Source organism: Thalassotalea crassostreae, assembly GCF_001831495.1.
Taxonomy (GTDB): Bacteria; Pseudomonadota; Gammaproteobacteria; order Enterobacterales; family Alteromonadaceae; genus Thalassotalea_A; species Thalassotalea_A crassostreae.
This window is the reverse complement of sequence record NZ_CP017689.1, coordinates 1,947,760-1,970,885: the sequence shown is the minus strand read 5'-3', so window position 1 is coordinate 1,970,885 and position 23,126 is coordinate 1,947,760. Positions and strand designations below refer to the sequence as shown.

The following is a 23,126-nucleotide window of genomic DNA, read 5'->3' as shown; positions in this document are numbered from 1 at the left end:
CGTTCAAAACTATCTAAAAATGGCACCTTAAGGTGCCATTTTTGTTTGAAACTTAAACAAAGCAATAATATAAGTGACTTAATCAATGGTATCTATAAAAAGAAGAGAGTTTATACAACATATTGCCAAAGCTTCTGTTTTAGCAACAATTAGTGGCTGTTCAGCTTCGAGTAATATTCTTAAATCGAAAAACAGTTTAACGCTAGACCAAGGCAAACTTTATATCGACGGCTTGTCTTTTGTACCAGATGATCCGATTGACGTTAAAGCGTCACAGTTAAATAGCTTTATCGCTGACATCTCTGCAATAGAGCAAATAGAAAACAGTGACGGTAGCATTAACTATAAACGCACTTATAAAGCTTGTATGAAAAGCATTAAAGCAAAAGCTGCGTTAATGAATTCTCACCTTGACACTTATCTAATTGCCAATAAAGGCTCTGATATCGCTATCGCGAAAGCTGAAGATAAATGTGCGGTATTTATGCAAATTCAAGGTGCCGATTGTGTTGAATCTAATCTTAATCAGGTCGATGAATTCCATGACCTAGGGTTAAGAGTTCTGCAATTAACTCATCATTACAATAACCTTTATGCAGGTGGCGCGTTGAGTGTTGAAAAACGTGGCCTTAGCCAAAGAGGATTTGAGCTAATCGAAAAGTTAGAAAGCAAAAACATACTCATCGATTTATCTCATTCTAGTGTCGAAAGCGCTACAGATACATTAGCTACTGCCAAAGGACCGATAGTGCAAACACATGGCGCAGCACGGGCACTAGTAAATAATGCTCGTTGTACGCCAGATCACATACTTAAAGGGATAGCTGATAGCGGCGGAGTATTTGGAGTGTTTATGATGTCTTGGTGGTTAACGAATGAAAAGATACCAAGAGCAGAGCATTATATCGAACACCTTAAACATATACGCAACGTTGCCGGTATTGATGCTGTTGCCATTGCTAATGATTATCCACTTAGAGGCCACGAAAAAGCGTTGATGTCGGGTAACAATAACCAGGTAGCGATTGAAGGATACGATAGTTGGTGGAAAAGTGTTGGCGACAAAGGAGTGCTTGGCTTTGATAAAGAGGTAAATCACATTGTAGTACCAGAGCTTAATCATATTAAACGCATGCGCTCTATCGAATACCAATTGTCTAAAGCAAAATTTAGCGCAGCTGAAATAGACAAAATAATGGGTAAAAACTGGCAACGCGTACTTATTGACGTGTTAGGTTAAACCTAATGCGCAGTTTAGTGATTAGAGTTTAATACTAAAATTTTGTGCTTAGAGCCTAGTAAAATGAAAAACATTTTAAAACCAACCAAGTTCTTAATAGTCACTACTTTGCTGCTGACAGTGATATATCAAATGTATTTTTGGTTAATGCCGCAAGTATCAATTAAAAATGAACTAACGATAGAGATAAACAAAACAACAATTAACTTACCAAATAATAAAATTGTGTTTTCTTCTATTACGAAAGGCGCTACAGCAGCTATTTATTATGCATTAGAGCAGAATAAGGGGAGTTATCAATACCACTTTAAACTAGAAGACGGTGACCAACTAACTGGACAATGCGGCAGTGTAAAAAAGAACGAATTAACAAAAGCAATATTGTTCACAGTTACAATAGACAAAACTGTCATTTGTTCTGAAAATTGAAGTAAACACTTAAAGTTGAATCAAGAAAGTTAAAGCGAAAAAAAGCCTGACTAAGATGTATTATCTTAGTCAGGCTTTATTAGTCAGGATTAATTATTTAGTGGCTTGAAACTCTTTATTGTCCCAGGCTTACACCGGCATAGGTTTCATTGGCAAGTCACGATAGCGTTTACCACTTGCTGCAAAAATTGCATTTGATAACGCTGGTGCAAATGGTGCTACACCAGGTTCACCTAAACCAGTTGGTTTTTCATCAGAATCAATAATATGCACTCTAACATTCGGCATATCGCTGATCCGCATTACAGGGTAATTGTGGAAGTTTGAATTTACCACCGCACCGTCTTTAAATGTGATTTCAGTCGCTAGCGCTAGAGACATGCCCATTACCACTGCACCTTCCATTTGCGCCGTTGCTCCATCAGTATTTAACGTTTGTCCACAATCAATAGCACAATCAACATTTAATACCTTAATGTTATCACCATCAACTTTAACATGTACTGCCATCGCAACGTAACTTTGGAAGCTGTGATGAACTGCAATACCAATCCCTTCACCTGCAGGTAATTCTTTTCCAATACCAGAATGCTTAGCCGCGAGTGCTAATACCGCTTTCGAACGATTAACTTGCGCTTTATGTTTGCGACCTTTTTTGTTTTGTTTCTTGCTAAGATTACTGTCGTAAATATTATTTAAAAACTCAACAATCGGCTTATTTGCTTTATGAGCTAATTCATCGGCAAAGGTGCCATAAGCAAAGCCATAAAATATTGCATTTACCGCTCTATACCAACCAATACGAGTGTGGGCTTCAGCTTTACCTGATTCACTTCGCATATTTGGAATATTAAAAGGGTGGTTTTTAATTTCACCAAGAGCATTAGCAGGAGCTCGATCTAAACTTGGATTAAATAGTGACGCAATCGGCGGGAAAGCCGCTCTGTGTAACCAACCCGTTACGTTGCCATTTTCATCCAATGACGCTTCAATATGTTGCGCGTTCACAGAATGATAGTAGCCAGTACGCATATCTTCTTCACGGCTCCAAATTAGCTGTACTGGTGCTTTAATTTGTTTAGATATTACCGCAGCTTCGTGTACGTAATCACATTTAAACTTACGACCAAACGCACCACCAGACATCATTACGTTAACTTTAATACTCGCTGGCTCGCGTTCAAGGTATTGGCCTAATACTTTCTGTATATCACCAGGACTTTGTGTTGACGCCCAAACTTCACATCCAGTATCGGTAACTGAAACGACACTGGCATTTGGTTCCATTGGCGCATGGCATAAATGACCACCCGTATATGTTGCTTTAACTACATGCTTAGCATTTTTTAATGCAGAATCGACATCGCCACGTTCAGCAGCTAATTGCGCCGGTTGTTCAACGCTTTTTACAAGCGCTGCTTTATATTCTTTGGTGTTATAGACTTTGTTGTCGCCATCTAACCATTTTATTTCTAATAACTTAGCAGCTTTTTGAGCAGTCCAGGAATTGTCAGCAACAACAGCTACAGCGCCGACAGAGCTAAAAGGGTGTGCAATTGGTTCGATAATAACGACATCAGTCACGCCTTTAACTTGCATAGCTTTGTTTTTGTTTACCGATTCTAGTTTGCTACCAAAAACAGGACAATGAACAACGGCAGCGTATTTCATGCCAGGAAGTTTTGTATCGACACCGTAAGTGCGTTTACCAACGACAACTTTACCCTGATCATGTCGATCTAGGTCTTTACCAATATACTTAAATTGATCTTTAGTTTTTAATGTCGGTGACGCTGGAACTTCAATATTTGCAGCTAAACTTGCTAATTCACCATAACCTAACTTTTTATTGTTTAGTTTGTTGATGACAAAATGATTTTCGGCATAACAATCACTAGCTTTAACGTTCCACACTTTTGCCGCAGCTGCGATTAACATTTCTTTCGCACTTGCACCGGCAATTCGCATTGGTTCATACATTTTTCGAATAGAAGCAGAGCCACCGGTAGCTTGTGAACCAAACTTTTCTTCATTACCTTCAGCTTGTTCAATAGTCACTTTGTTCCAATCGGCTTCCATTTCATCAGCAACTACGGCAGGAAGTGCGGTTGAGATACCTTGACCCATTTCACATCGAGCACAGTAAATAAGTAAATCGCCATTTTCACTAAGGTGTATAAACGCATTTGGATTAAATTCAGCTGCCGTTGTCTTAGCTATAGTAATATTTGGAATACTAACGCCAACGACTAATCCGCCAGTTGCAATGCCAGCCGCTTTCAAGAAGCTTCTTCGACTAAATGTATTAGCGACAGTTTCGATAACAGCAGCTTCATCTTGCTGTGTTTGGTAATACTCATGGAGTAAATCAGATACATGCTTATTCATCTTATGCCTCCTTCGCTAAATCGTAGGCCGCAGACTTAATGGCTTTTTTAATTCGTTGATAGGTACCGCAACGGCATATATTGCCTTGCATAGCTTGGTCAATATCGTTATCAGAAGGTTCTTTATTGGTTGCAAGGAAACTTGCAGCGTTCATTATTTGTCCTGCTTGACAGTAACCGCACTGCGGCACATTATTTTCAAGCCATGCTTTTTGTAATGGGTGATCGCCATTTTCAGAAAGTCCTTCAATAGTGGTGATTGATTTTCCTGCGAGGGTGCCAATTGGCATGATGCATGAGCGAGTTGCTACGCCATCAACATGCACAGTACAAGCGCCACATAATCCACTTCCGCAACCAAATTTTGTCCCTGTTATCTCTAATCTATCCCTTAGAAACCATAACAGTGGCATATCTTCTTCAACGTCGATATCAAAACTTTGATTATTAATTGTGATTGTTTTCATAGTCTTCCTGCGTTTTATTAACAAAGCGTTGACATACAAGATAGCAGCTATTGTTCTGAAACAGAAGAAATGCAGCGATGTAATCCATCACTTTAATTGTTAGAAATTATGAATTTATTGGATTTTTAAAAAATGCTAAATGCATCGAGCTGGTTTTGGTAAACCAGCGATTTTAGTTGCTTGTTTTGCAGGGCCTTTTGGAAATAGACGATAAAGGTATCGACTGTTGGCTTTCTCTTCACCGTATTCTGCTTTTAAAGCCTTAGTAAGCGCTCTGATAGCGGGTGATGTTTTGTAGGTTAAATAGAAATTTCGAACAAACATGACGACTTGCCAATGATTCTCGGTAAGCTCAATATTTTCTTGTGCAGCAATAATTGGCGCTAACGCTTCACTCCAATCGTCAACATTGGTTAAGTAACCTTGTTTGTCGGTAACGATATTTCTATCTTCAAAGTTTATTGCCATGTGATTACTTTAGTCGCCTGTTCAGTGAGTTCAACCATTTTTTGATACCCGATCACATTTTCTGCTGTTGACGATAATCCTCTCGCTTGCATATGAGAAGATAGTGCAAACCATTGATTATCTATTGTAGCGATCGAACTATGAGCGACATTATACACGCCATCGTCAATCAACAACAAGATGTCTTGTTGCTGTAATACACTAAGGCACTGATCAAGTTTGCTGCAGGTAAAGCCATTACTTCGAATTAAATGTAGAGTAGCCATAAATTAAAATGTCAGTACGATATCTGCCTGGTTAAGTTTTTCTGTAAAGTGATTTTTATCTAAGACGTTTACGTCTTCTAAGCTAAAATCTTGAGCTAGGTTTCTAGTCTCAAGAGATCGTTTGCAAACATTGATATCCTCAATATCGTAAAATCCTAACGCTTTAAATGTCGCGATAAAGTCTTTCATAGAAATAAGTTCTGGATTTTGATTATCTTGAGTTTGATACACACCGTCAGCCATAAAATAAATCGATACTTGCATTTCATAACTGGCCAATATTAAAGCAGCATCAAGTGCCTCTTTCGCACTTAATGCATCAAAACTCGCTCGTGTGTTTACTATCGCATAATGTTTAACAACATGACTCATAACTGCACGACCTTATCAGCATTTGCCGTTAATACCGCCAGTTCACCTAAGCCTGAGATAGTAAACGCTTGATGAATATTATGACTTAATTTCTCGTCGTTACTATCCGTTAAACCCCTGCGCTCCGCTGCAGTAATACACAAGTGTAGGGCAGTGTTAGTTTGTGCGCTAAACTCAGCCCAGGCCGTTAGTAAGTTTTGTTCGTCACTCGGTGTTTGAATATATTGATTACCATTTAATACGCCATCTTGATAGAAAAATATCCCAGTTATACTATGGCCAGCAGCGACCAATGCACTAGCATATTGCAATGCAGTGTTAGTTCTATTTTCCGTCGGTGCTGTCGTTACAACAAGGGCATAACTGCTCAAGATATTCTCGCTTATCTTTACTTATAAAAGGGCTTTAGTTCAATTTTAGTTTGGCTCAAAATATAACTCTATGATTTACCATTAAAAAAGGCTCCATTAGGAGCCTTTTTAGTATAACGAACTTTTTACCAATTATTAATCATCATTACCTGATAAAACAGCTAATAAATGTAATAAGTGAACAAAAATATTATAAATGTTTAAGTATAACGATACTGTAGCGCGAATGTAGTTGCGCTCACCACCGTGAATAATGCGGCTTGTATCAAATAAAATCAAACCAGACATAATCATAATAACTGCAGCACTGATTGCTAGTGATAGTGCAGGGATAGCTAAAAATATGTTTGCGATCATTGCGATAACAGCAACAACTAGCCCTACCATTAAGAACCCACCCATAAATGAGAAGTCTTTCTTAGATGTAAGTGCGTATGCTGATAAAGCGAAGAAAATTAACGCTGTACCGCCTAGGGCTTGCATAATTAATGCACCACCACCTGGCATACCAGCATAAACATTAAGCATTGGTCCAAGAGAAGCGCCCATTAAACCAGTAAAAGCAAATATCCAGTATATACCGCTTGCTTGGTCTGCTTTTTTGTTTACAACAAATAATAAACCGAAGGCCACTAAGGTCATTACTAGAGCCGCAATATGAGATAGTCCCATCGCCATTGAAACACCAGCAGTTACTGCACTGAACGCTAGCGTCATACCTAATAACATGTAGGTATTGCGTAGAACTTTGTTGATTTCAATTGCTGAACTTTGACTAGCAGCAGTAAAACCCATTTGAGATTGCATAAAATTTCCTCTGAAAACTTAATTACTTATGTTTAGATGGGGACGAATTGCACAAGTTCAATATTTCGATAATACTTTTTTATGCGCGTTTCCCATTACGTTTACTTTTATAGCCTATAAATTTAGCTACGTAAATAGTTAAACGTGACATATTATGACATCGTTTAAATTACTTTTCCACGAAAAGCCTCGTATTAATTGCTAATATTGCTCAATTATTTGTAAGCGCCTGTAACAATCAACACTATGATCATTAATGATACCGCAGGCTTGTAGGTGCGCATATACGATAGTTGACCCGACAAACTTAAAGCCTCTGTTTTTTAAATCTTTACTTATAATGTCAGATAGACCGCTAGTAGCAGGGTAGTCAGAAAGTTGATGCAGTTCATTAATGATGGGTTTATTGTCGACAAAACCCCATAGGTAATTACAAAAGCTGCCAAACTCTTTTTGTACCTCTATAAATAGTTGAGCATTGGTGATTGCAGACTTTACCTTTAATCTATTTCGAATAATCCCAGGATTTAACAGTAACTCTTCAATTTTTGCATCATCAAACTTAGCTACTTTCTCAACGTCAAAATCTTCAAATGCAGTACGATAGTTTTCTCTTTTCTTTAATACTGTGTACCAACTTAAACCGGCTTGGGCAGATTCAAGCATGAGAAATTCAAACATCGTTTTATCGTCGCGAACAGGGACACCCCATTCTTTATCATGGTAATCAATATAATCAGGCTTTGTTTCATCAAGCCAAGGACATCGACAATTAGGTAAGGTCATGTTTATTCTCACTATCATTAAACGTTTAAACTTATAAAACAACTATGGCACAAGCAAAACTGATATGAAATAGCAGAAAAATTATGCGAACTGTTTATTTTTTTTGCAAACAAACTAAAAAATGAAATTAATACTTTACAAGCCTATAAAGAGTCCTTAATATTCGCAGCACATTCAGGTGAGATGGCTGAGTGGTCGAAAGCACCGGTCTTGAAAACCGGCATGGGTTTGTAGCCCATCTAGGGTTCAAATCCCTATCTCACCGCCATATAAAGAGAAAGCGCTAACCGAAAGGTTGGCGCTTTTTCGGTTCTAGAGTTTAATTTATATCTGGGTTTGTAGCCAACTCATACCTAAAGGGTTCTAATCCCTATCTCACCGCCATATAAAGAGAAAGCGCTAACCGAAAGGTTGGCGCTTTTTCGGTTCTAGAGTTTAATTTATATCTGGGTTTGTAGCCAACTCATACCTAAAGGGTTCTAATCCCTATCTCACCGCCATATACAGAAAACCCAGCCTCGGCTGGTTTTTTGCTTTTTAGCGGTTCGATATCTCCTGGTTTTTATCACATCCATGTGAAAACCACATAACTTCATCCTTGAAGTTTATCGAAAAACGCTCCTGCATTTTCGATATTCACCACATCCCTGTAGCTTACCGCCATATAAAGAGAAAGCGCTAACCGAAAGGTTGGCGCTTTTTTCGGTCCTAGAGTTTAATTTATATCTGGGTTTGTAGCCAACTCATACCTAAAGGGTTCTAATCCCTATCTCAACTCCATATACAGAAAACCCAGCCTCGGCTGGGTTTTTGCTTTTTAGCGGTTCGATATCTCCTGGTTTTTATCACATCCATGTGAAAACCACATAATTTCATCCTTGAAGTTTATCGAAAAACGCTCCTGCATTTTCGATATTCACCACATCCCTGTAGCTTACCGCCATATAAAGAGCAAGCGCTAACCGAAAGGTTGGCGCTTTTTTCGGTCCTAGAGTTTAATTTATATCTGGGTTTGTAGCCAACTCATACCTTTATAGGTCAATTGCTTAACTCACTTTTTAGTTTTTAATCCGCTCTATAATTTGGACTATTGCTAAATAGCTTGTTAGTCTTTTTATTATCTAATAATAAATATTATTCACTGCGGATTGTTTATGTCTGAACATATTGTGATTTTAACCATTGCACTTGTCGTGTTGTTCTATGGCTATATCTCAAAAGCGTTAGCTAACTTTAATATTTCTGGCCCAATGGTATTCACCGGCCTTGGGTTGTTAATTTCTCCGTTAGGACTCGATGTCAGTGATGTAAATATAGACGCTGAATTTGTCACACTAATCGCTGAAATAGCGCTGGTATTAGTATTATTTAGCGATGCAGCGTTATTAGATTTAAAACTATTACGACAATCTTGGCAGTTACCTACACGATTATTACTATTAGGCCTGCCACTAATGATCGTTTTTGGAACTATAGTAGCGCAATTTATATTTCCAACTGAACCCACACTTCATTTATTACTATTAGCTTTATTATTAGCACCAACAGACGCTGCGCTAGGTAAAGCTGTTGTTACTGATACACAAGTTCCTAAGACCATACGTTCGACTATTAATGTAGAAAGCGGCCTCAATGACGGTATTGTTTTTCCAGTGGTAATCACGGTCGTTGCAATGATCACAAGTGGCTTAACAAACGCTGCGGATACCAGTTGGATTGGTTTTGTCATCAAACAAGTTGGTTTTGGTGCTTTAGTTGGTGCTGGTATTGGCTATGCTGGCGCAAAACTTTCTCTACTTAGCGTAAACAAGAGTTGGATGACTGAAAACTACCAAAACTTAATTCCAATAGCACTGGCGATTATTGCTTTCTATTTAGCTGAAGCAATTGGTGGTAACGGTTTTATCGCCGCTTTTTTCGCTGGTTTATACGCCGGCAATACGAGTAGTAAAACTCGTGAACACATAGAGGACTTTGCAGAAAGCGAGGGGGAGTTATTAGTATTAATTAGTTTCTTCGTCTTCGGCGTTGCGTTTATTCCAGCACTTTATGACTATGTCACTTTCGAAGTATGTGTGTATGCAATACTTAGCTTAACCTTAATTCGCATGATTCCTGCTATGTTCTGTTTATTAGGAGTTAAAGTAAATGGAGTAAGAATTGATATATCTACCATGGGATTCATAGCTTGGTTTGGACCAAGGGGGATCGCATCTATTCTTTATGCGTTGATCGTTACCAAGGAAATAGGAACAATAGAGGGATTTGAGACGGTGTATGCTGTTGTTATGGTCACCGTAGTATTAAGTATTATCGCTCATGGCCTCAGTGCCCAACCTTTAGCGAATCGCTACGGAAATAAACATAAAAAAGTTCTTTAACTAAGCGTTTAATCTTAGCGTTAGCTAAACCTTTGAAAAACCAAATCTAATACCAAACTTTTACCGTTTAAATGTTGTAATAAAACTACATAAAGACGTTAAAGAGCATCTTTATCTTGCTATTTCGTTTAAAACCACGTAATAATATTACAAACGAACAAGAAAGAGAGAAAAATAATGGAAGAACAAAACCAAGTAAACGAAACAAATTCGGCATTAAATTCAGACAGTTTTGATTTTGACAATAGCGGGTGGCCACGAGACTTTGATATTAGAATCGAAGTAGCGGAGCAACGCGAAGTACTTGAAGACTAAAAACATTAAAGGCTAAGGCTCAACAACAGCAAAGTTTTTGAGCGAGCTCATGAAAATACCAAGAAACCGCATATTCAATGCGGTTTTTTATTGGCTTAAACTTTTTCAACCCTAACAGAATATACAGTTCTCGTTGGAAAAGTTAAATTTATTCTTAAATAACATATACAAACCACTGTCATTATCGCAAAATAAAGCTACGATCATATTTAACCAACAAGAACGGTAGTTAATGAACGAAAACATCACGCCTCTAGAGCTTCGACAAAAAATCAGAGCAGGGAAGTTTAAAGAAAACACTTCTGGCTTATGTCATGGCTTCGTTCAGTGTAATTTAGTGATGTTACCAAAGGACTGGGCTGACGACTTCCTCAAATTCTGCGAGTTAAATGACAAACCTTGTCCACTTATTGCAGTATCAAACTCGCCAGGAGACACATTTCTCGAAGGGATTGCCGAGGATCTTGATTTACGAACTGATATACCGAGCTATCGAATTTTTAAAGATGGGCTATTAACAGAAGAAGTTAACGATATAACCGATTATTGGCGAGATGATTTAGTCACTTTTGCATTAGGTTGTTCTTTTTCATTTGAAGAAAGCTTAATTGCTGACGGTTTAGACGTTAGAAATATAAGCGAAAGCGTTAATGTACCTATGTATAGAACCGATATCGATTGTACACCGGTAGGACCTTTTAAAGGCAAAATGGTTGTGAGTATGCGGCCATTTGACGCAAAAGATACCATTAGAGCAATACAAATATGTACCGGTTTTCCTTCAGTTCACGGCGCGCCGATACACTTTGGCGATCCAAAGTTGATAGGTATTAGTGATATCGAAAAACCAGATTTCGGTGATCGGGTAACAATAAAAGAAAATGAACATCCTGTTTTCTGGGCCTGCGGCGTAACACCGCAAGTAGCACTAGAACAAGCAAGGCCTCCTTTTTGTATAACCCATAGCCCAGGCTGTATGTTGGTAACGGATTTAACTAACTCTTCGTTAGCAGAATAGTAGACTAAAAAAAGCCTATAACAACTATATAAAAATAATAATCAAAGATGATTAGAGAGAATTAATTATGTCATTGCTACTAAATTGTGATCTTGGCGAAAGTTTCGGCTCTTGGACGATGGGCCTAGATGAACAAGTAATGCCTCATATTGATCAAGCGAACATTGCCTGCGGTTTTCATGCTGGTGACCCGCTAGTTCTTCAGAATACATTAACTTTAGCTAAAAAACATAACGTAATGGTTGGCGCTCATCCTGGGTATCCGGATATTGTCGGTTTTGGTCGTCGTAGCATGAATTGTTCAACTGAAGAAATAAGAGCCATGATTCATTATCAATTGTCGGCAATTAGTGGCATGGCAGCAACACAAGGACTTAGCGTTAACTATGTAAAACCTCATGGTGCGCTTTATAACGACATGATGGCAAAGCAAGACGTTAGGCTAGCGATTATGTCAGCGGTTGCAAGTTTTCATCAAGATGTCGTATTAATGTTACAAGCAACACCAGAGCACAAAAAACATACTGCAGAAGCAAATGAAGTTGGCATTGAACTTTGGTTCGAAGCATTTGCCGATCGTTGTTATGACGACAATGGCAAACTGCTATCAAGAAATAAAACGGGAGCAGTGCTAAGCAAGGAGAAAATGCTCGCGCAAGTAAAACAGTTAAAAGAAAGTGGTACGGTTACTACTGTTAGCGGCAATACAATGGAGATTATTGCTGATACTTTGTGCGTTCACGGTGATAATATCGAAGGCGTGAATGCCATTGAAGCGATTAGAGAGTGCATCTCTTAAATGAAGATATCGATCGCAGGGGAAAACTCTTACATCATTTACTTTGCTGATTCCGTATCTACAGAGACTTCAGCACAGATACAAGTATGTGCTACTCAATTAAAAATGACATTGGCTGAAAAGCTTATTGATTTAATACCATCCTATGCGTCTTTATTAGTGATATACGATCCATTATTGATAGATCCTTTTGCGGCAAAAACAGCCATTAAAGAAGTGTTGTTATCACTGTCAGATACCTCAATTAAAGAAGGGGAGTTAATTACCCTGCCAGTCTATTATTCTGAAGAATCAGGGCAAGATTTAGCGCTAATCGCTGAAAAATCAGGGTTATCGGTAGAACAAGTCATTGATATCCATCAACAAACCGAATATCGAGTCTATGCCATAGGTTTTGCCCCAGGTTTTGCTTATTTAGGAGAAGTTGACGAGCGTATCGCAATGCCTCGATTAGCATCACCTCGATTAAAGGTTCCTAAGGGAGCAGTTGCAATAGCAGATCGCCAAACCGCAGTATATCCCGCTCAATCGCCTGGTGGCTGGAATATTATCGGTCTATGTCCAATTCAAATGTTTGACCGCAACAATAATCCAACAATGCCAATTTCTTCTGCAAACAGAGTAAAGTTCACAGCCATATCTAGGGAGCAGTTTTTAGAATTAGGTGGAGTGCTATAGTCATGAATTCGTCTAGTAATAAAGCAAATAGCGAAATGCACCTTGGATTTAGAGTAACTTCACCAGGGATGTTATCGTTACTGCAAGATTTAGGTCGATTTGGCCAACATCATAATGGACTTACAACTGGCGGTCCTGTTGATTGTAATGCTTTCAAATTGGCGAATTTACTTTGTACAAACGATGAAAATCTAACAGCGATAGAAATCTCGTTAGGTGGATTAGAGTTTGAATCAAATATAGACACAATAATCGCTGTTACCGGTGCCGATATGCCGTTTACCATCAATGGTAGAAAGCAACCGTTATGGCAAAGCGTAAGCATTAATAAAGGCGATAAAGTAGCGATTGGTTTTGCGAAAACAGGTGTTCGAAGCTATCTAGCAGTTAAAGGTGGTTTTAAGGTAAAACCGATGTTTGGTAGTACCAGTACGGTTGTTAGAGAACATATTGGTGGTATAAGAGGTGATAAATTAGCAGTTGGTGATTTGTTGCCGTGCAATTCAGATAAAAGCACAAGTGTTGAAACAGCGATTAAAAGTGAAAAAGAAAGTCAAAACCAAAAACAATGCCAAAGCCAAACTCATAACATAGTTAAAAACAAACCAAGTTATCATAATGAGGTTACTTTAAGGGTGATCTTAGGCTATCAACAAGATGCCTTTAGCAACGTACAAAAACAATTGTTTTTTTCGAGTGAGTACCAAGTAAGTGATAGCTTTGATCGTATGGGATACCGGTTAGAAGGGCCGACAATAAAGCCTAATATTAACGGGATATTATCAGAAGGTATATGCCTTGGAGCGATTCAAGTCCCACCTAATGGTCAGCCTATTGTATTACTCAACGATCGGCAAACAATTGGTGGTTACCCCAAAATAGGGTCAGTATTTTCCATTGACTTAGCAAAACTTGGACAGTGTAAAACTGGTGCTAAAATTATGTTTGAACAAATCAGTATCGAAGATGCACATAATCTATTGCACTTAGAGCGGTATAAACACGAAAAAATTGGTATTAAAACGATACCGTTTCTTAGCTCTTAATCTCTAACGACTGATTATTTTACTAATTTCATTTAGATCAAGGCCATTAATTTGCAACATATAGAACAACAAGAAATCGAGCTAAGCAAGAGCATTGAAGATTTAATGGTTGCTTTAAATCCGCGAGGTATGAAGCTAATGCAAAGAGCATTAGAGTCTGGTTATTACTATCGAGCGGCCAAAACCTTGTTCTCCAAGAAAGGAACAATATTAATTGGTACAGGTTTTCCTGTTGCAGATACGTTTGAAACAGATGGACCAGTGGGCGCCATCGCTTTATACAATGCATTAAAATCACTTGGTGCAAACCCTGTGCTGGTTTGTGGTAATCCATTTTTTAAAGCAATAAAAGACGATTTTAAATGTGAACAAATGTCGATTAATGATATTAAAAACGGTCGTCAACAAGCAAAATTAGCTTTACAAAAATACCAACCGGATGTGGTTATCTCAATCGAACGTCCAGGGTTAACAGCACAGGGCCATTATGCAAACATGCGAGGTGAAGATATCAGTGCACGCTGCGCCTGTTTTGACTACTTTGTTATTGATGCAAGCTGTCCTACCATTGCAATAGGTGATGGAGGTAACGAAATTGGCATGGGTAAGATCAAAGACACGATCAAGCAACTAGATATTACGCCATCGCAAACAAGTTGTGACGAACTATTGATTGCCGACGTGTCAAATTGGGCAGCCTATGGCATCATTGCCTTTCTTGGAAAGTGGTCGAATAAAGATTTATTAGCCGATGTTGATTCATTGGCTTTATTAAAATTTATCTCCAAGCGTGGCAGTGTCGACGGAGTAACAAGACTAAACGAACTTACCGAAGATAGCCTACCAGCTTCTGCCGGTAGAGAGATAATTGAAACGTTACGCAAGTTAACTGGCTTTGCTTAACGAATGCAAGATTAATAAGTAAATAAAGAGACCTAAAATGTCGATAGTATTTTTAAATAATGAATTTATGCCGATGGAAGAAGCAAAAATATCACCTATGGATAGAGGTTTTTTATTTGGCGATGGCATATACGAAGTTGTACCTTCTTATGATGGTAAACTTGTCGGTTTTGGCCCTCACGTTGCTAGAATGCAAGAAGGCCTAAGCTTAATAGATATAAAGCTTAACTGGAGCACACAACAGTGGCGAGATGTGGTAGAACAGCTTATTGAAAAAAATGGCGCTGGAAATTTGGGAATATACTTACATGTTAGTCGTGGTACTGACAGTAAACGATATCATGCGTATCCAGAAAATGTGACACCGACAGTCTATGCTTTCACCTTTGAGATACCGCAAGCAGCAGTAGCAGATAAAACTAAAGCAAAGAAATACAGCGTAAACTCAAATACGGATTTGCGTTGGAAACGCTGTCACATTAAATCAACAGCTCTTTTAGGCAATGTAATGCACTTTCAACAAGGTCACAGTGCAGGTTGTAATGAAACGATATTATTTAATGATAACGATGAATTAACTGAAGCCAGCAGTTGTAATGCATATATCGTGAAAGATGGTATTATCGCTACACCGCCACTAGATCATCAAATTTTACCTGGTATTACGCGGCTAATTTTACTTGATATTTTAGCCAAAGATGGAAGTTTAACAGTCGAAGAACGAATAGTAACTCGTAAAGAAGTTGAAAGCGCTGATGAAATTTGGTTAACAAGTTCTAGCAAGGAAATTGCTCCTGTAACCATATTAGATGGCAAACCTGTAGGAAGCGGTGAAATAGGGGATGTGTGGCTTGCAGCGCAATCACTATATAGTTTAGGAAAATATAATTACTAATGGCTCGTCCAACAAAAGCGCTGATCAGTAAAAGCGCAATCATCCATAACTTTAATGTGGTGCAACAGTTTGCACCGCATTCTAAAAACTTAGCAATTGTAAAGGCAAATGCTTATGGTCACGGTTCCATTGTTGTTGCCAATATTTTAAATCCTCTAGTCAATGCTTTTGGTGTTTCCTGCATCGAAGAAGCACTTGAAATTAGAAACGCTGGTGTTGATAAGCCAATACTTTTGCTAGAAGGTGTGTTTAGCAAAGACGAAATTGCTGTTGCTGCAGACAATGACTTCTGGATCATGATAAGTAACCAACTACAATCGAAATGGTTAGTCGAATCTAGGATCTCAAAAGCGATTAATGTTTGGCTTAAGGTCGATACGGGCATGCACCGTCTTGGTTTAATGAATGAAGAAGCCATAAAAGTTTATGCTGAGCTGAATAATAGTAACAATGTAAACGAAGGTATTGTTTTAGCAACTCACTTTTCATCGGCCGACGAACAAGATTATCAAGATACAAAGATTCAAATACAGAAGTTTAAGCAGGTACAAAGTTCATTAATTAATCACTTAAATAGCGATGCAAAAATACAATGTTCCGTCGCTAATTCAGCAGCAATCATGGCTTGGCCAGACAGTCGCTTAGAATGGAATCGACCAGGGTTTATGCTGTACGGTAATTCACCACTTTTGTCAGAAAGTAATTACGCAGATAAATTAAAACCAGCGATGACAATGCAGTCGGAAATCATTTCAATTCGCTCCATAGAAAAAGGTGAATCGGTTGGTTATAACAAAGTTTGGACTGCAGAAAGACAATCAAAAATAGCTACTGTTGCCATAGGTTATGGTGATGGCTACCCGCAAAGTGCTAAATCTGGTACGCCGACGTTGGTAAATGGAGTGATAGCACCACTGGCAGGCAAGGTTTCAATGGATATGATTACAATCGATGTAACCGATATTAGTAACGTATCGGTGGGTGCCACTGTAATTTTATGGGGTGAAGGATTGTCTGTTAATGAAGTTGCTAAGTGTTCAAATACTTCCGGTTATGAAATATTAGCGAGACTACCTAATAGAACACCGACGGTTTTGGTCGAATAGATTGTCTGTTATAGATAAGTGAATCATAAACAACTCATTTATTTTTTTAAATATAGATAAATTTGCACTGATACAGCTTAGATTGTTGTTTTTTTCAACAAACAAACATTATTTAACAAATTAATTAAGAATTTTTAGAATTAGCCCTTTACAACTGGCTCAGCAATCTTTAATATTCGCGTCATTGGTGAGATGGCTGAGTGGTCGAAAGCACCGGTCTTGAAAACCGGCAAGGGTTTGTAGCCCTTCTAGAGTTCAAATCTCTATCTCACCGCCATATATAGAAAACCCAGCCTCGGCTGGGTTTTTGCTTTTTAGCGGTTCGATATCTCCAGGTTTTTACCACATCCATGTGAAAACCACATAACTTCATCCTTGAAGTGTATCGAAAATTGCTCCTGCATTTTCGATATTCAATACTTCCTTGTAGATTAAAAAAATTGTAAATATGTATGTATATAGAGCGCTTTAAGGTTACTTTTTCTACAATAAGGATTATATTAAATGAAGACGTTAATATATTTGAGGTTGGGTTATGAAGATTTATTTGATGTTGAGTGTCGTTATGTTTACTGCTATCTCAGGTTGTTCTTCGACTCCTGAACAAACAGTAAAAACAGATAATGAACTGTTATATATAGATAACGCGTTCGCTCAATATCAAACATTCGACGTACCCACAGAAGAAGAAATCTTTGCTCTTGACGAAAGTATGAAAGATTTCGTAACTAACAGTTTAATAGTTGAGGAAGATCCTAATATTCGAGCGACACTACTTCTTAACAAATTATTTAGTCGCACAACCTATAATCTTCAGTACCGTTATGGTGCGAACTTGACTGCTTCGCAGGCTTTTAAACAATATGAAGCCAATTGTTTATCGTTAACAATTCTAGCATATGCATTAGCCCGAGAAGCGAATTTACAAGTAAGATTTCAAGAGATATTAATTCCAGAGTATTGGGTAAGAGAGGGCGGTTATAATATGTTAACTCGCCATGTTAATCTCAAGGTTATAGGAGATAGTAAGACACCATATAGAGTACTTGTTGGCCAGAAAGAAACAATTATCGATTTCGACCCATATACTACCAAAAAACATTTTCGTAAAAAAATAATCGCCAGAGACAGGGTCGTCGCTATGTTTTACAACAATATAGGTGCTCAAGCTCTTGCAAATGGTCAATATGACGAAGCCTACGCATACTTCAAGGCGTCTTTACTCAAAGATGATGAGTATTCTGCCGCTTGGAGTAACTTAGGTTATTTATATAAATCAGTCGGTCTAGATAAAGTTGCAGAGCAAGCCTATCTGTCGGCAGTAAATTACAATCATAATAACTTTAATGCATGGAGCAACTTGGAAATTTTAGTCAAGAGTCAAGGAAGAATTGAAGAATCGGATAGCATTAAGAAATTTCTGTATAGTCATCGCGTTCGAAATCCGTACTACCATGCTTTGCTAGGTGAAGAAGCCTACTTTAATGGTAATTATAAGCAGTCCATTAAGCATTACAATAAAGCAAAACGCATAGAGCCTGAAGAGCACGAGTTCTATTTTGGCCTGTCTCGATCTTTCTATATGCTGGGTGAGTACGATAAAGCGGAATCTAACTTGGCTAAGGCACAGAACAAAGCAAACTTTAAAGATATTAAAGAAAAATATCGAAGCAAACTAAACTTGTTGAGTAAATTATAGGCTCTAGTGAATATACTACATATTGCTCTTTTAAGATTATTTTCAATTGGCTTGATATCGGTTGTTTTAATGTTTGATTGCATTGCTTTAGCTTCACAAGAGGGCGAAAATGCGACGCACAATCTAAAACTTACCAGACAACTTGATTACGAAACTAAAGAAAACAAACAACTGATTTCTCATTTAGAATTCTTATCTTCTAAAAGGCTACAAGGACGAAAAGTTGGCACTCCAGGGCATATTGATGCGCAAAGTTATATTGCATCATTTTTTACCGTTAAAAATACAAATCAACGATACCAAACTCAAGAATTTACCTACTCAAAAGGGGTCACCTCTAAAAAAGGGGTTAACCATATATTTACCCAAGTTGGTGATAAATATCCTGACCAGGTAATCGTTGTTACCGCTCATTATGATCATCTTGGGAAGAAAGGTAACAAGGTATATGCTGGTGCAGATGACAATGCTTCAGGTACCGCAGCTTTACTTGCTATTAAATCTTGGTTAGACAACACCTCAATTAGCAACACCATAGTGCTTGTAGCCACAGATGCAGAAGAAGAAGGATTGAAGGGCGCTACAGCGTTTTTAGACGATCCCAGCGTTAATTTAGAGAACATTAAAATTAATCTAAATCTAGATATGATTTCGTATGGTTACCGAAAAAAAGGCTTAATATTAAGTGGTGCTAAAAAACAAAAACAGCTCGCGCCATTAATCGATATCCTAATAGATAGTGATAATAAGTTTAAGTTCTATAAAAAACGATATTTACAAGACACTTTTATTTCATCAGTGAATAGTAAAATTGACCTCCATAAAGCCAGCGATCATTACGAGTTTTATAAAAAGGGGATCCCTTATATCCTGTTAACTTCTGAAAATCATCATCGTTATCATCAACCAACAGACAAATTTGAAAATGTCGATTTAGAGTTTTTTCAGGAATCTTTTGCAGCAATTAAGCAAGTGATTGTTAAGCTTGATCAATATTATGCAAAATAAGCACAATTTAATGACAATATTGTCTAAATATTACGTTATAATTTAGTTAATTTTAAACAACGCTAGTGCTTCTAATAGCTTGAGTTAATAATCGCTTAATTTAATAGGTTTCCTGCAAATGAAAAAGAATTTTATAACCGCACAAGAGTTACTTGAAGACTCATTTCGTGTCGCACATCAAGTATATAAAGATGGTTTCAGACCTCAGTTTATTATCGGTATTTGGCGAGGTGGTGCACCAATAGGTATTGCTGTACAGGAATTTTTTGATTTTAAGGGCGTAGAAACGGATCACATTGCGGTGCGAACGTCGTCATATTACGGTATTAACCAGCAAGCGAAAGAAATCAAGGTACATGGATTACATTACTTAATTGAAAACGCGAATGCTGATGATGCTCTATTAATTGTTGATGACGTTTTTGATTCAGGGCGCAGTGTCGTTGCTCTTATTGAGCAGATTCGCACTCAAATGCGATTAAATACCCCAACAGATATTCGTGTTGCAACGCCTTACTATAAACCGCAAAACTCTAAAGTTGATTTAGTCCCTAATTATTACATTCATTCTTCAGATGAATGGTTGGTGTTTCCACATGAACTTTCAGGGCTAACAAAAGAAGAGTTATTTGCTGGCAAACACGATATTAGCAATATTAAAGATATTCTATTCGATGAAGAATAAACAACAAAGGGAGCTATACGCTCCCTTTTTTAATAACTCTTCATCATTAACTCAAGTTACAGGAAAAGTAGTCAAAGGCTTTCAAGTAGCTTCAGGGCGCTCCAACAATACTCCTTTTCAAGCTGGCACTGTCAAACTTCAGAAACCTTTCTTTAAAGCGTTGGGCTTAGATCTCGAATCTTATTTTATGGCTACCATAAATCTAACAACGGCTAATCTACACATTAACATTAAAAAGCCAGATTATTTATTTACTGACATAAAATGGCATAAAGATATCGCAGCGGAAACGTTTTCTTTTTGTGCTTGTGTTTTAGAGTATAAAGGCAAACAATATGAAGCTTTATTTTATTATCCACACTTAGAAACTAAACCCGATCATTTCCAACCACCATGCACCATAGAAATTATTTCGCCGTATATTGAATCGTTAAGATATGGAAGTGATCTGGGGCTTATATTGAATAACGAGAATGTCAAAATAGAAAAGACTTCTAAGATTACTAAATAAAAGCGGTAAAAGAGATAATGCAGAATAGGGTGTTTGCCATTACCTGTTATAAGCAACGGATACAAAAAAGGCCTCAGATGAGGCCTTTTTTCTTATCAAGTTCTAAAATTAGAATTTGTAAGTAGCACCAACAAACGCTGTTGTGCCTGAATCTTCTGCGTTACCACTGAATTTTTGAACGTCAGTGATTGAATCATCGTAAGAGGTGTTTAATACAGCACCTAATAGAGTCCATTTAGGAGCAATTGCATAAGTACCAATTACACCGAACGAAACGTTGTTTGCAGCATCTGGAGTGTAAGTATTATCTTGAACGTTTCCGCCGTAGTAATAGTAATCAACAGCGTCTTCAGACACCGCTTCAACTTTAACTAATGCTGTTAATGTAGCTTTTTCAGATAGAACCCAAGTGTAAGTACCTTGAACTCGAACCTCACCGCCCGAGTCTTCTTCAGCTGAACCTAGCACTTGTGCATCAAGGGCAAACATACCGCTTTTCCAGTTTACTCGGAGACCCGCTAATGTTTGATCGTCTACTTCATGGCCAGGGAATGGACCATCGCCTTTGTCATAACCTTTTTTAGGTGTTGCAACAACACCTAAACGAAGACCTGTGTCATCTGGTTGCCATAACCAAGCACCTAATTTGTTATATTCAAAATATGCCCAATTATTATAAGAAACGTTAATCAATGGCACTGCTGTAGTTTCTGTTTCGTCAGAACCTGCAAACTCAGGTGCGCTTACTACACCTAAACCTAATTGTACGCTCCAACCAGAACCTGCTTCTTCACCTTGTGCTGGAACATTGTCAACACTACCTGCAACACCGGCTTTTGCAAAAGCAGAACCTGATGCAACGGTTAATAATGAAGCTAATAATAATTTTTTCATTTTAATTTCCTTAACGACAAATACAAACCTAGGTATAGGTTGATTGTTTTTTTATTTTAAATTTAGCAGACACAAAACTGCCTACGTGAGTTAAGTATTAGTTTAATTTGCTCAGTATGCAAGTAATTATTTGTATTGAAATAGCACTTTTCTAATAAAAATCATCAAGTTGTAATATCAAAATTACATTGTTGTGCAATAAATAGCCACTCAAGATGGTTAATAACCGTACATTTGGTTGACAAGGTCAGATATTACTTGCCTTGTGAGCAAATATCTTTAAAAATGGTTGTTATAAGAAAACGTTATGTATATTAACAATTTATTACATTATTTTGAGAACAAAAATTTGAAGCAAAAACAGTTTGCTTGTCATGAATGTGACGCTTTAGTAACAATTGACTCTATAGATGAAGGGCAGGTAGCTAAGTGTCCACGTTGCAATCATGGCATTGTAGAGCGAAAACATGACTCTATTAATAAAACATTAGCGGTAAGCTTCGCTGGTTTGATGTTTTTTGTTCCAGCTGTGTTTAGTCCGTTGATGACAATGAAGCTGTTATCGGTTGAAAGCTCGGCGAGTCTTTTTTCAGCAATTATAGCGTTGTGGAATAGCGAATTGTTTTTCGTTGCAACTTCGATATTTTTATTTTGTTTTCTAACACCATTAATTAAGCTATCAGCAAGTTTTACGATTTGTTTAGGACACAAGCTGAATCGACATAGCGAACCTTGGTATAAAAACCTAATGCTGTTTTATCATCACGTAGATAGCTGGGAAATGCTTGAAGTATTTTTAATTGGAATTCTTGTTTCTATAATAAAGCTTAAAGACATGGCGGATCTGTCATTCAATTTAGGCTTATTGTGTTTTTCTGGTCTAATGCTTTGCGTACTTTCACTAAAGATAACGTTAGATAAACAACTAATTTGGGATGACTTCGATGAGCGATAACGAAGTAAGTGTGACTACAGCAATGGAAAAAGGCTTAGCAGCTTGTCCCGCCTGTCATTTAGTTAGTCAGTATCAGCAAGATGTAAATAATTATTGTCCGCGTTGTGATAGCAAAATTGAGCAGCGAAAGAATAACTCACTGCAGCGCTGCTGGGCATGGACCATTTGTTCATTAATAGCGTTTTTTCCAGCAAACATGTATCCGATAATGACGATACTCTATTTCGGAAAAGGTCAGCCAGATACAATATTGTCTGGCATCGTATTGTTACTAAAGTTTGGCATGTACCCGATCGCTGCAATTGTTTTCATTGCCAGCTTTGTTGTTCCATTGGCTAAAATTATTGGGTTATTAGTATTGCTATGGTCTTTACGAAATCCATCTAAGTTAACTAAACTTCAACGAACTAAAATGTACCGATATATCGAGATTTTCGGTCGTTGGTCTATGTTGGATGTATTCGTAGTCGCATTACTTGTTGCCTTAGTTGAAATTGGATCTGTGGTTGAAATAATCGCAGGACCTGGCGCTACTGCTTTTGGCGTAATGGTTATACTAACTATATTTGCCGCAAACTGTTTTGATCCTCGTTTAATCTGGGATAAAGATACTCCTGATAAACCAATAAAAGAAAAATAA

At 37.7% G+C, this 23,126-nt stretch carries 26 protein-coding genes and 2 tRNA genes; 19 read left to right on the top strand and 9 right to left on the bottom strand.

All coding sequences use genetic code 11. The features are described 5' to 3' along the window. Window positions 1-85: 85 nt before the first annotated feature. Both LT090_RS08540 and LT090_RS08535 read left to right on the top strand, forming a co-directional pair. Window positions 86-1,240, top strand: a complete 1,155-nt coding sequence (locus LT090_RS08540; RefSeq protein WP_068546340.1) for a membrane dipeptidase — start codon at window positions 86-88, stop codon at window positions 1,238-1,240. 63 nt (window positions 1,241-1,303) lie between these two features. Then, window positions 1,304-1,669: a hypothetical protein gene (locus LT090_RS08535; RefSeq protein WP_068546341.1), complete on the top strand. Its 366-nt coding sequence runs from the start codon at window positions 1,304-1,306 to the stop codon at window positions 1,667-1,669. A gap of 129 nt (window positions 1,670-1,798) precedes the next feature. Here LT090_RS08535 and LT090_RS08530 read toward each other — a convergent pair whose 3' ends face one another. The 8 genes from LT090_RS08530 to LT090_RS08495 all read right to left on the bottom strand — a co-directional run bounded on the left by LT090_RS08530 (window position 1,799) and on the right by LT090_RS08495 (window position 7,593). Beyond that, on the bottom strand, window positions 1,799-4,057 hold the full coding sequence (locus LT090_RS08530) for a xanthine dehydrogenase family protein molybdopterin-binding subunit (RefSeq protein ID WP_082897156.1): 2,259 nt from the start codon (window positions 4,055-4,057) through the stop codon (window positions 1,799-1,801). A gap of 1 nt (window position 4,058) precedes the next feature. Next, window positions 4,059-4,541 (bottom strand): (2Fe-2S)-binding protein, encoded by a 483-nt coding sequence (locus LT090_RS08525; protein ID WP_332452292.1) that lies wholly within the window; start codon window positions 4,539-4,541, stop codon window positions 4,059-4,061. 117 nt (window positions 4,542-4,658) lie between these two features. Beyond that, the gene (locus tag LT090_RS08520; protein ID WP_068546343.1) at window positions 4,659-4,991 is read right to left on the bottom strand and encodes a TusE/DsrC/DsvC family sulfur relay protein; all 333 of its coding nucleotides are present in this window, start codon (window positions 4,989-4,991) and stop codon (window positions 4,659-4,661) included. Further along, window positions 4,982-5,257 (bottom strand): sulfurtransferase complex subunit TusB, encoded by a 276-nt coding sequence (tusB, locus tag LT090_RS08515; RefSeq protein WP_068546344.1) that lies wholly within the window; start codon window positions 5,255-5,257, stop codon window positions 4,982-4,984. Before tusB ends, LT090_RS08520 begins: the two co-directional genes overlap by 10 nt. A 3-nt stretch (window positions 5,258-5,260) precedes the next feature. Beyond that, window positions 5,261-5,629 (bottom strand): sulfurtransferase complex subunit TusC, encoded by a 369-nt coding sequence (tusC, locus tag LT090_RS08510; RefSeq protein ID WP_068546345.1) that lies wholly within the window; start codon window positions 5,627-5,629, stop codon window positions 5,261-5,263. Further along, window positions 5,626-6,000 (bottom strand): sulfurtransferase complex subunit TusD, encoded by a 375-nt coding sequence (gene tusD, locus LT090_RS08505; protein WP_068546346.1) that lies wholly within the window; start codon window positions 5,998-6,000, stop codon window positions 5,626-5,628. Before tusD ends, tusC begins: the two co-directional genes overlap by 4 nt. Window positions 6,001-6,135: 135 nt before the next feature. Beyond that, on the bottom strand, window positions 6,136-6,807 hold the full coding sequence (locus LT090_RS08500) for a Bax inhibitor-1/YccA family protein (protein WP_089153018.1): 672 nt from the start codon (window positions 6,805-6,807) through the stop codon (window positions 6,136-6,138). Window positions 6,808-7,008: 201 nt separating this feature from the next. Continuing rightward, the gene (locus tag LT090_RS08495; RefSeq protein WP_068546347.1) at window positions 7,009-7,593 is read right to left on the bottom strand and encodes a DNA-3-methyladenine glycosylase I; all 585 of its coding nucleotides are present in this window, start codon (window positions 7,591-7,593) and stop codon (window positions 7,009-7,011) included. Window positions 7,594-7,770: 177 nt separating this feature from the next. On the opposite strand from LT090_RS08495, the gene LT090_RS08490 reads away from it, so the two are divergent. The 15 genes from LT090_RS08490 to LT090_RS08425 all read left to right on the top strand — a co-directional run bounded on the left by LT090_RS08490 (window position 7,771) and on the right by LT090_RS08425 (window position 20,637). Further along, window positions 7,771-7,861 (top strand) — tRNA-Ser (locus LT090_RS08490). Between the two features lie 886 nt (window positions 7,862-8,747). Next, complete coding sequence (locus LT090_RS08485; RefSeq protein ID WP_068546348.1) at window positions 8,748-9,974, top strand: cation:proton antiporter; 1,227 nt, start codon at window positions 8,748-8,750, stop codon at window positions 9,972-9,974. 177 nt (window positions 9,975-10,151) lie between these two features. Continuing rightward, on the top strand, window positions 10,152-10,289 hold the full coding sequence (locus LT090_RS17075) for a hypothetical protein (protein ID WP_193408699.1): 138 nt from the start codon (window positions 10,152-10,154) through the stop codon (window positions 10,287-10,289). 232 nt (window positions 10,290-10,521) lie between these two features. Beyond that, entirely contained in the window at window positions 10,522-11,307 is a 786-nt protein-coding gene (locus tag LT090_RS08480; RefSeq protein ID WP_068546349.1) for a putative hydro-lyase, read from the top strand. A gap of 73 nt (window positions 11,308-11,380) precedes the next feature. Beyond that, window positions 11,381-12,106 (top strand): 5-oxoprolinase subunit PxpA, encoded by a 726-nt coding sequence (locus tag LT090_RS08475; RefSeq protein WP_198360687.1) that lies wholly within the window; start codon window positions 11,381-11,383, stop codon window positions 12,104-12,106. Next, the gene (pxpB, locus tag LT090_RS08470) at window positions 12,107-12,784 is read left to right on the top strand and encodes a 5-oxoprolinase subunit PxpB (RefSeq protein WP_068546351.1); all 678 of its coding nucleotides are present in this window, start codon (window positions 12,107-12,109) and stop codon (window positions 12,782-12,784) included. It begins immediately after the preceding gene. Between the two features lie 2 nt (window positions 12,785-12,786). Then, window positions 12,787-13,830 (top strand): 5-oxoprolinase subunit C family protein, encoded by a 1,044-nt coding sequence (locus LT090_RS08465; protein ID WP_198360684.1) that lies wholly within the window; start codon window positions 12,787-12,789, stop codon window positions 13,828-13,830. Between the two features lie 51 nt (window positions 13,831-13,881). Then, complete coding sequence (locus LT090_RS08460; protein ID WP_226996455.1) at window positions 13,882-14,733, top strand: DUF4392 domain-containing protein; 852 nt, start codon at window positions 13,882-13,884, stop codon at window positions 14,731-14,733. 37 nt (window positions 14,734-14,770) lie between these two features. Next, window positions 14,771-15,628, top strand: a complete 858-nt coding sequence (locus LT090_RS08455; protein WP_068546352.1) for an aminotransferase class IV — start codon at window positions 14,771-14,773, stop codon at window positions 15,626-15,628. Next, a complete protein-coding gene (alr, locus tag LT090_RS08450; RefSeq protein WP_068546353.1) occupies window positions 15,628-16,734 on the top strand; it encodes an alanine racemase in 1,107 nt (368 codons plus the stop codon). The genes LT090_RS08455 and alr overlap by 1 nt, the downstream gene beginning before the upstream one ends. Before the next feature lie 186 nt (window positions 16,735-16,920). Next, window positions 16,921-17,011 (top strand) — tRNA-Ser (locus LT090_RS08445). Between the two features lie 258 nt (window positions 17,012-17,269). Continuing rightward, window positions 17,270-18,433: a tetratricopeptide repeat protein gene (locus LT090_RS08440; RefSeq protein WP_068546354.1), complete on the top strand. Its 1,164-nt coding sequence runs from the start codon at window positions 17,270-17,272 to the stop codon at window positions 18,431-18,433. A gap of 69 nt (window positions 18,434-18,502) precedes the next feature. Further along, window positions 18,503-19,441, top strand: a complete 939-nt coding sequence (locus LT090_RS08435) for a M28 family peptidase (protein WP_068546355.1) — start codon at window positions 18,503-18,505, stop codon at window positions 19,439-19,441. A gap of 118 nt (window positions 19,442-19,559) precedes the next feature. Then, window positions 19,560-20,126: a phosphoribosyltransferase gene (locus LT090_RS08430; RefSeq protein ID WP_068546356.1), complete on the top strand. Its 567-nt coding sequence runs from the start codon at window positions 19,560-19,562 to the stop codon at window positions 20,124-20,126. Next, window positions 20,116-20,637 (top strand): hypothetical protein, encoded by a 522-nt coding sequence (locus tag LT090_RS08425; protein ID WP_068546357.1) that lies wholly within the window; start codon window positions 20,116-20,118, stop codon window positions 20,635-20,637. The genes LT090_RS08430 and LT090_RS08425 overlap by 11 nt, the downstream gene beginning before the upstream one ends. A 108-nt stretch (window positions 20,638-20,745) precedes the next feature. Here the strand turns inward: LT090_RS08425 and LT090_RS08420 are convergent, their stop codons facing one another. Further along, the gene (locus tag LT090_RS08420; RefSeq protein WP_068546358.1) at window positions 20,746-21,531 is read right to left on the bottom strand and encodes a MipA/OmpV family protein; all 786 of its coding nucleotides are present in this window, start codon (window positions 21,529-21,531) and stop codon (window positions 20,746-20,748) included. Between the two features lie 307 nt (window positions 21,532-21,838). On the opposite strand from LT090_RS08420, the gene LT090_RS08415 reads away from it, so the two are divergent. Beyond that, window positions 21,839-22,486, top strand: a complete 648-nt coding sequence (locus LT090_RS08415) for a paraquat-inducible protein A (protein WP_068546359.1) — start codon at window positions 21,839-21,841, stop codon at window positions 22,484-22,486. Beyond that, the gene (locus LT090_RS08410) at window positions 22,476-23,126 is read left to right on the top strand and encodes a paraquat-inducible protein A (protein ID WP_068546360.1); all 651 of its coding nucleotides are present in this window, start codon (window positions 22,476-22,478) and stop codon (window positions 23,124-23,126) included. Before LT090_RS08415 ends, LT090_RS08410 begins: the two co-directional genes overlap by 11 nt.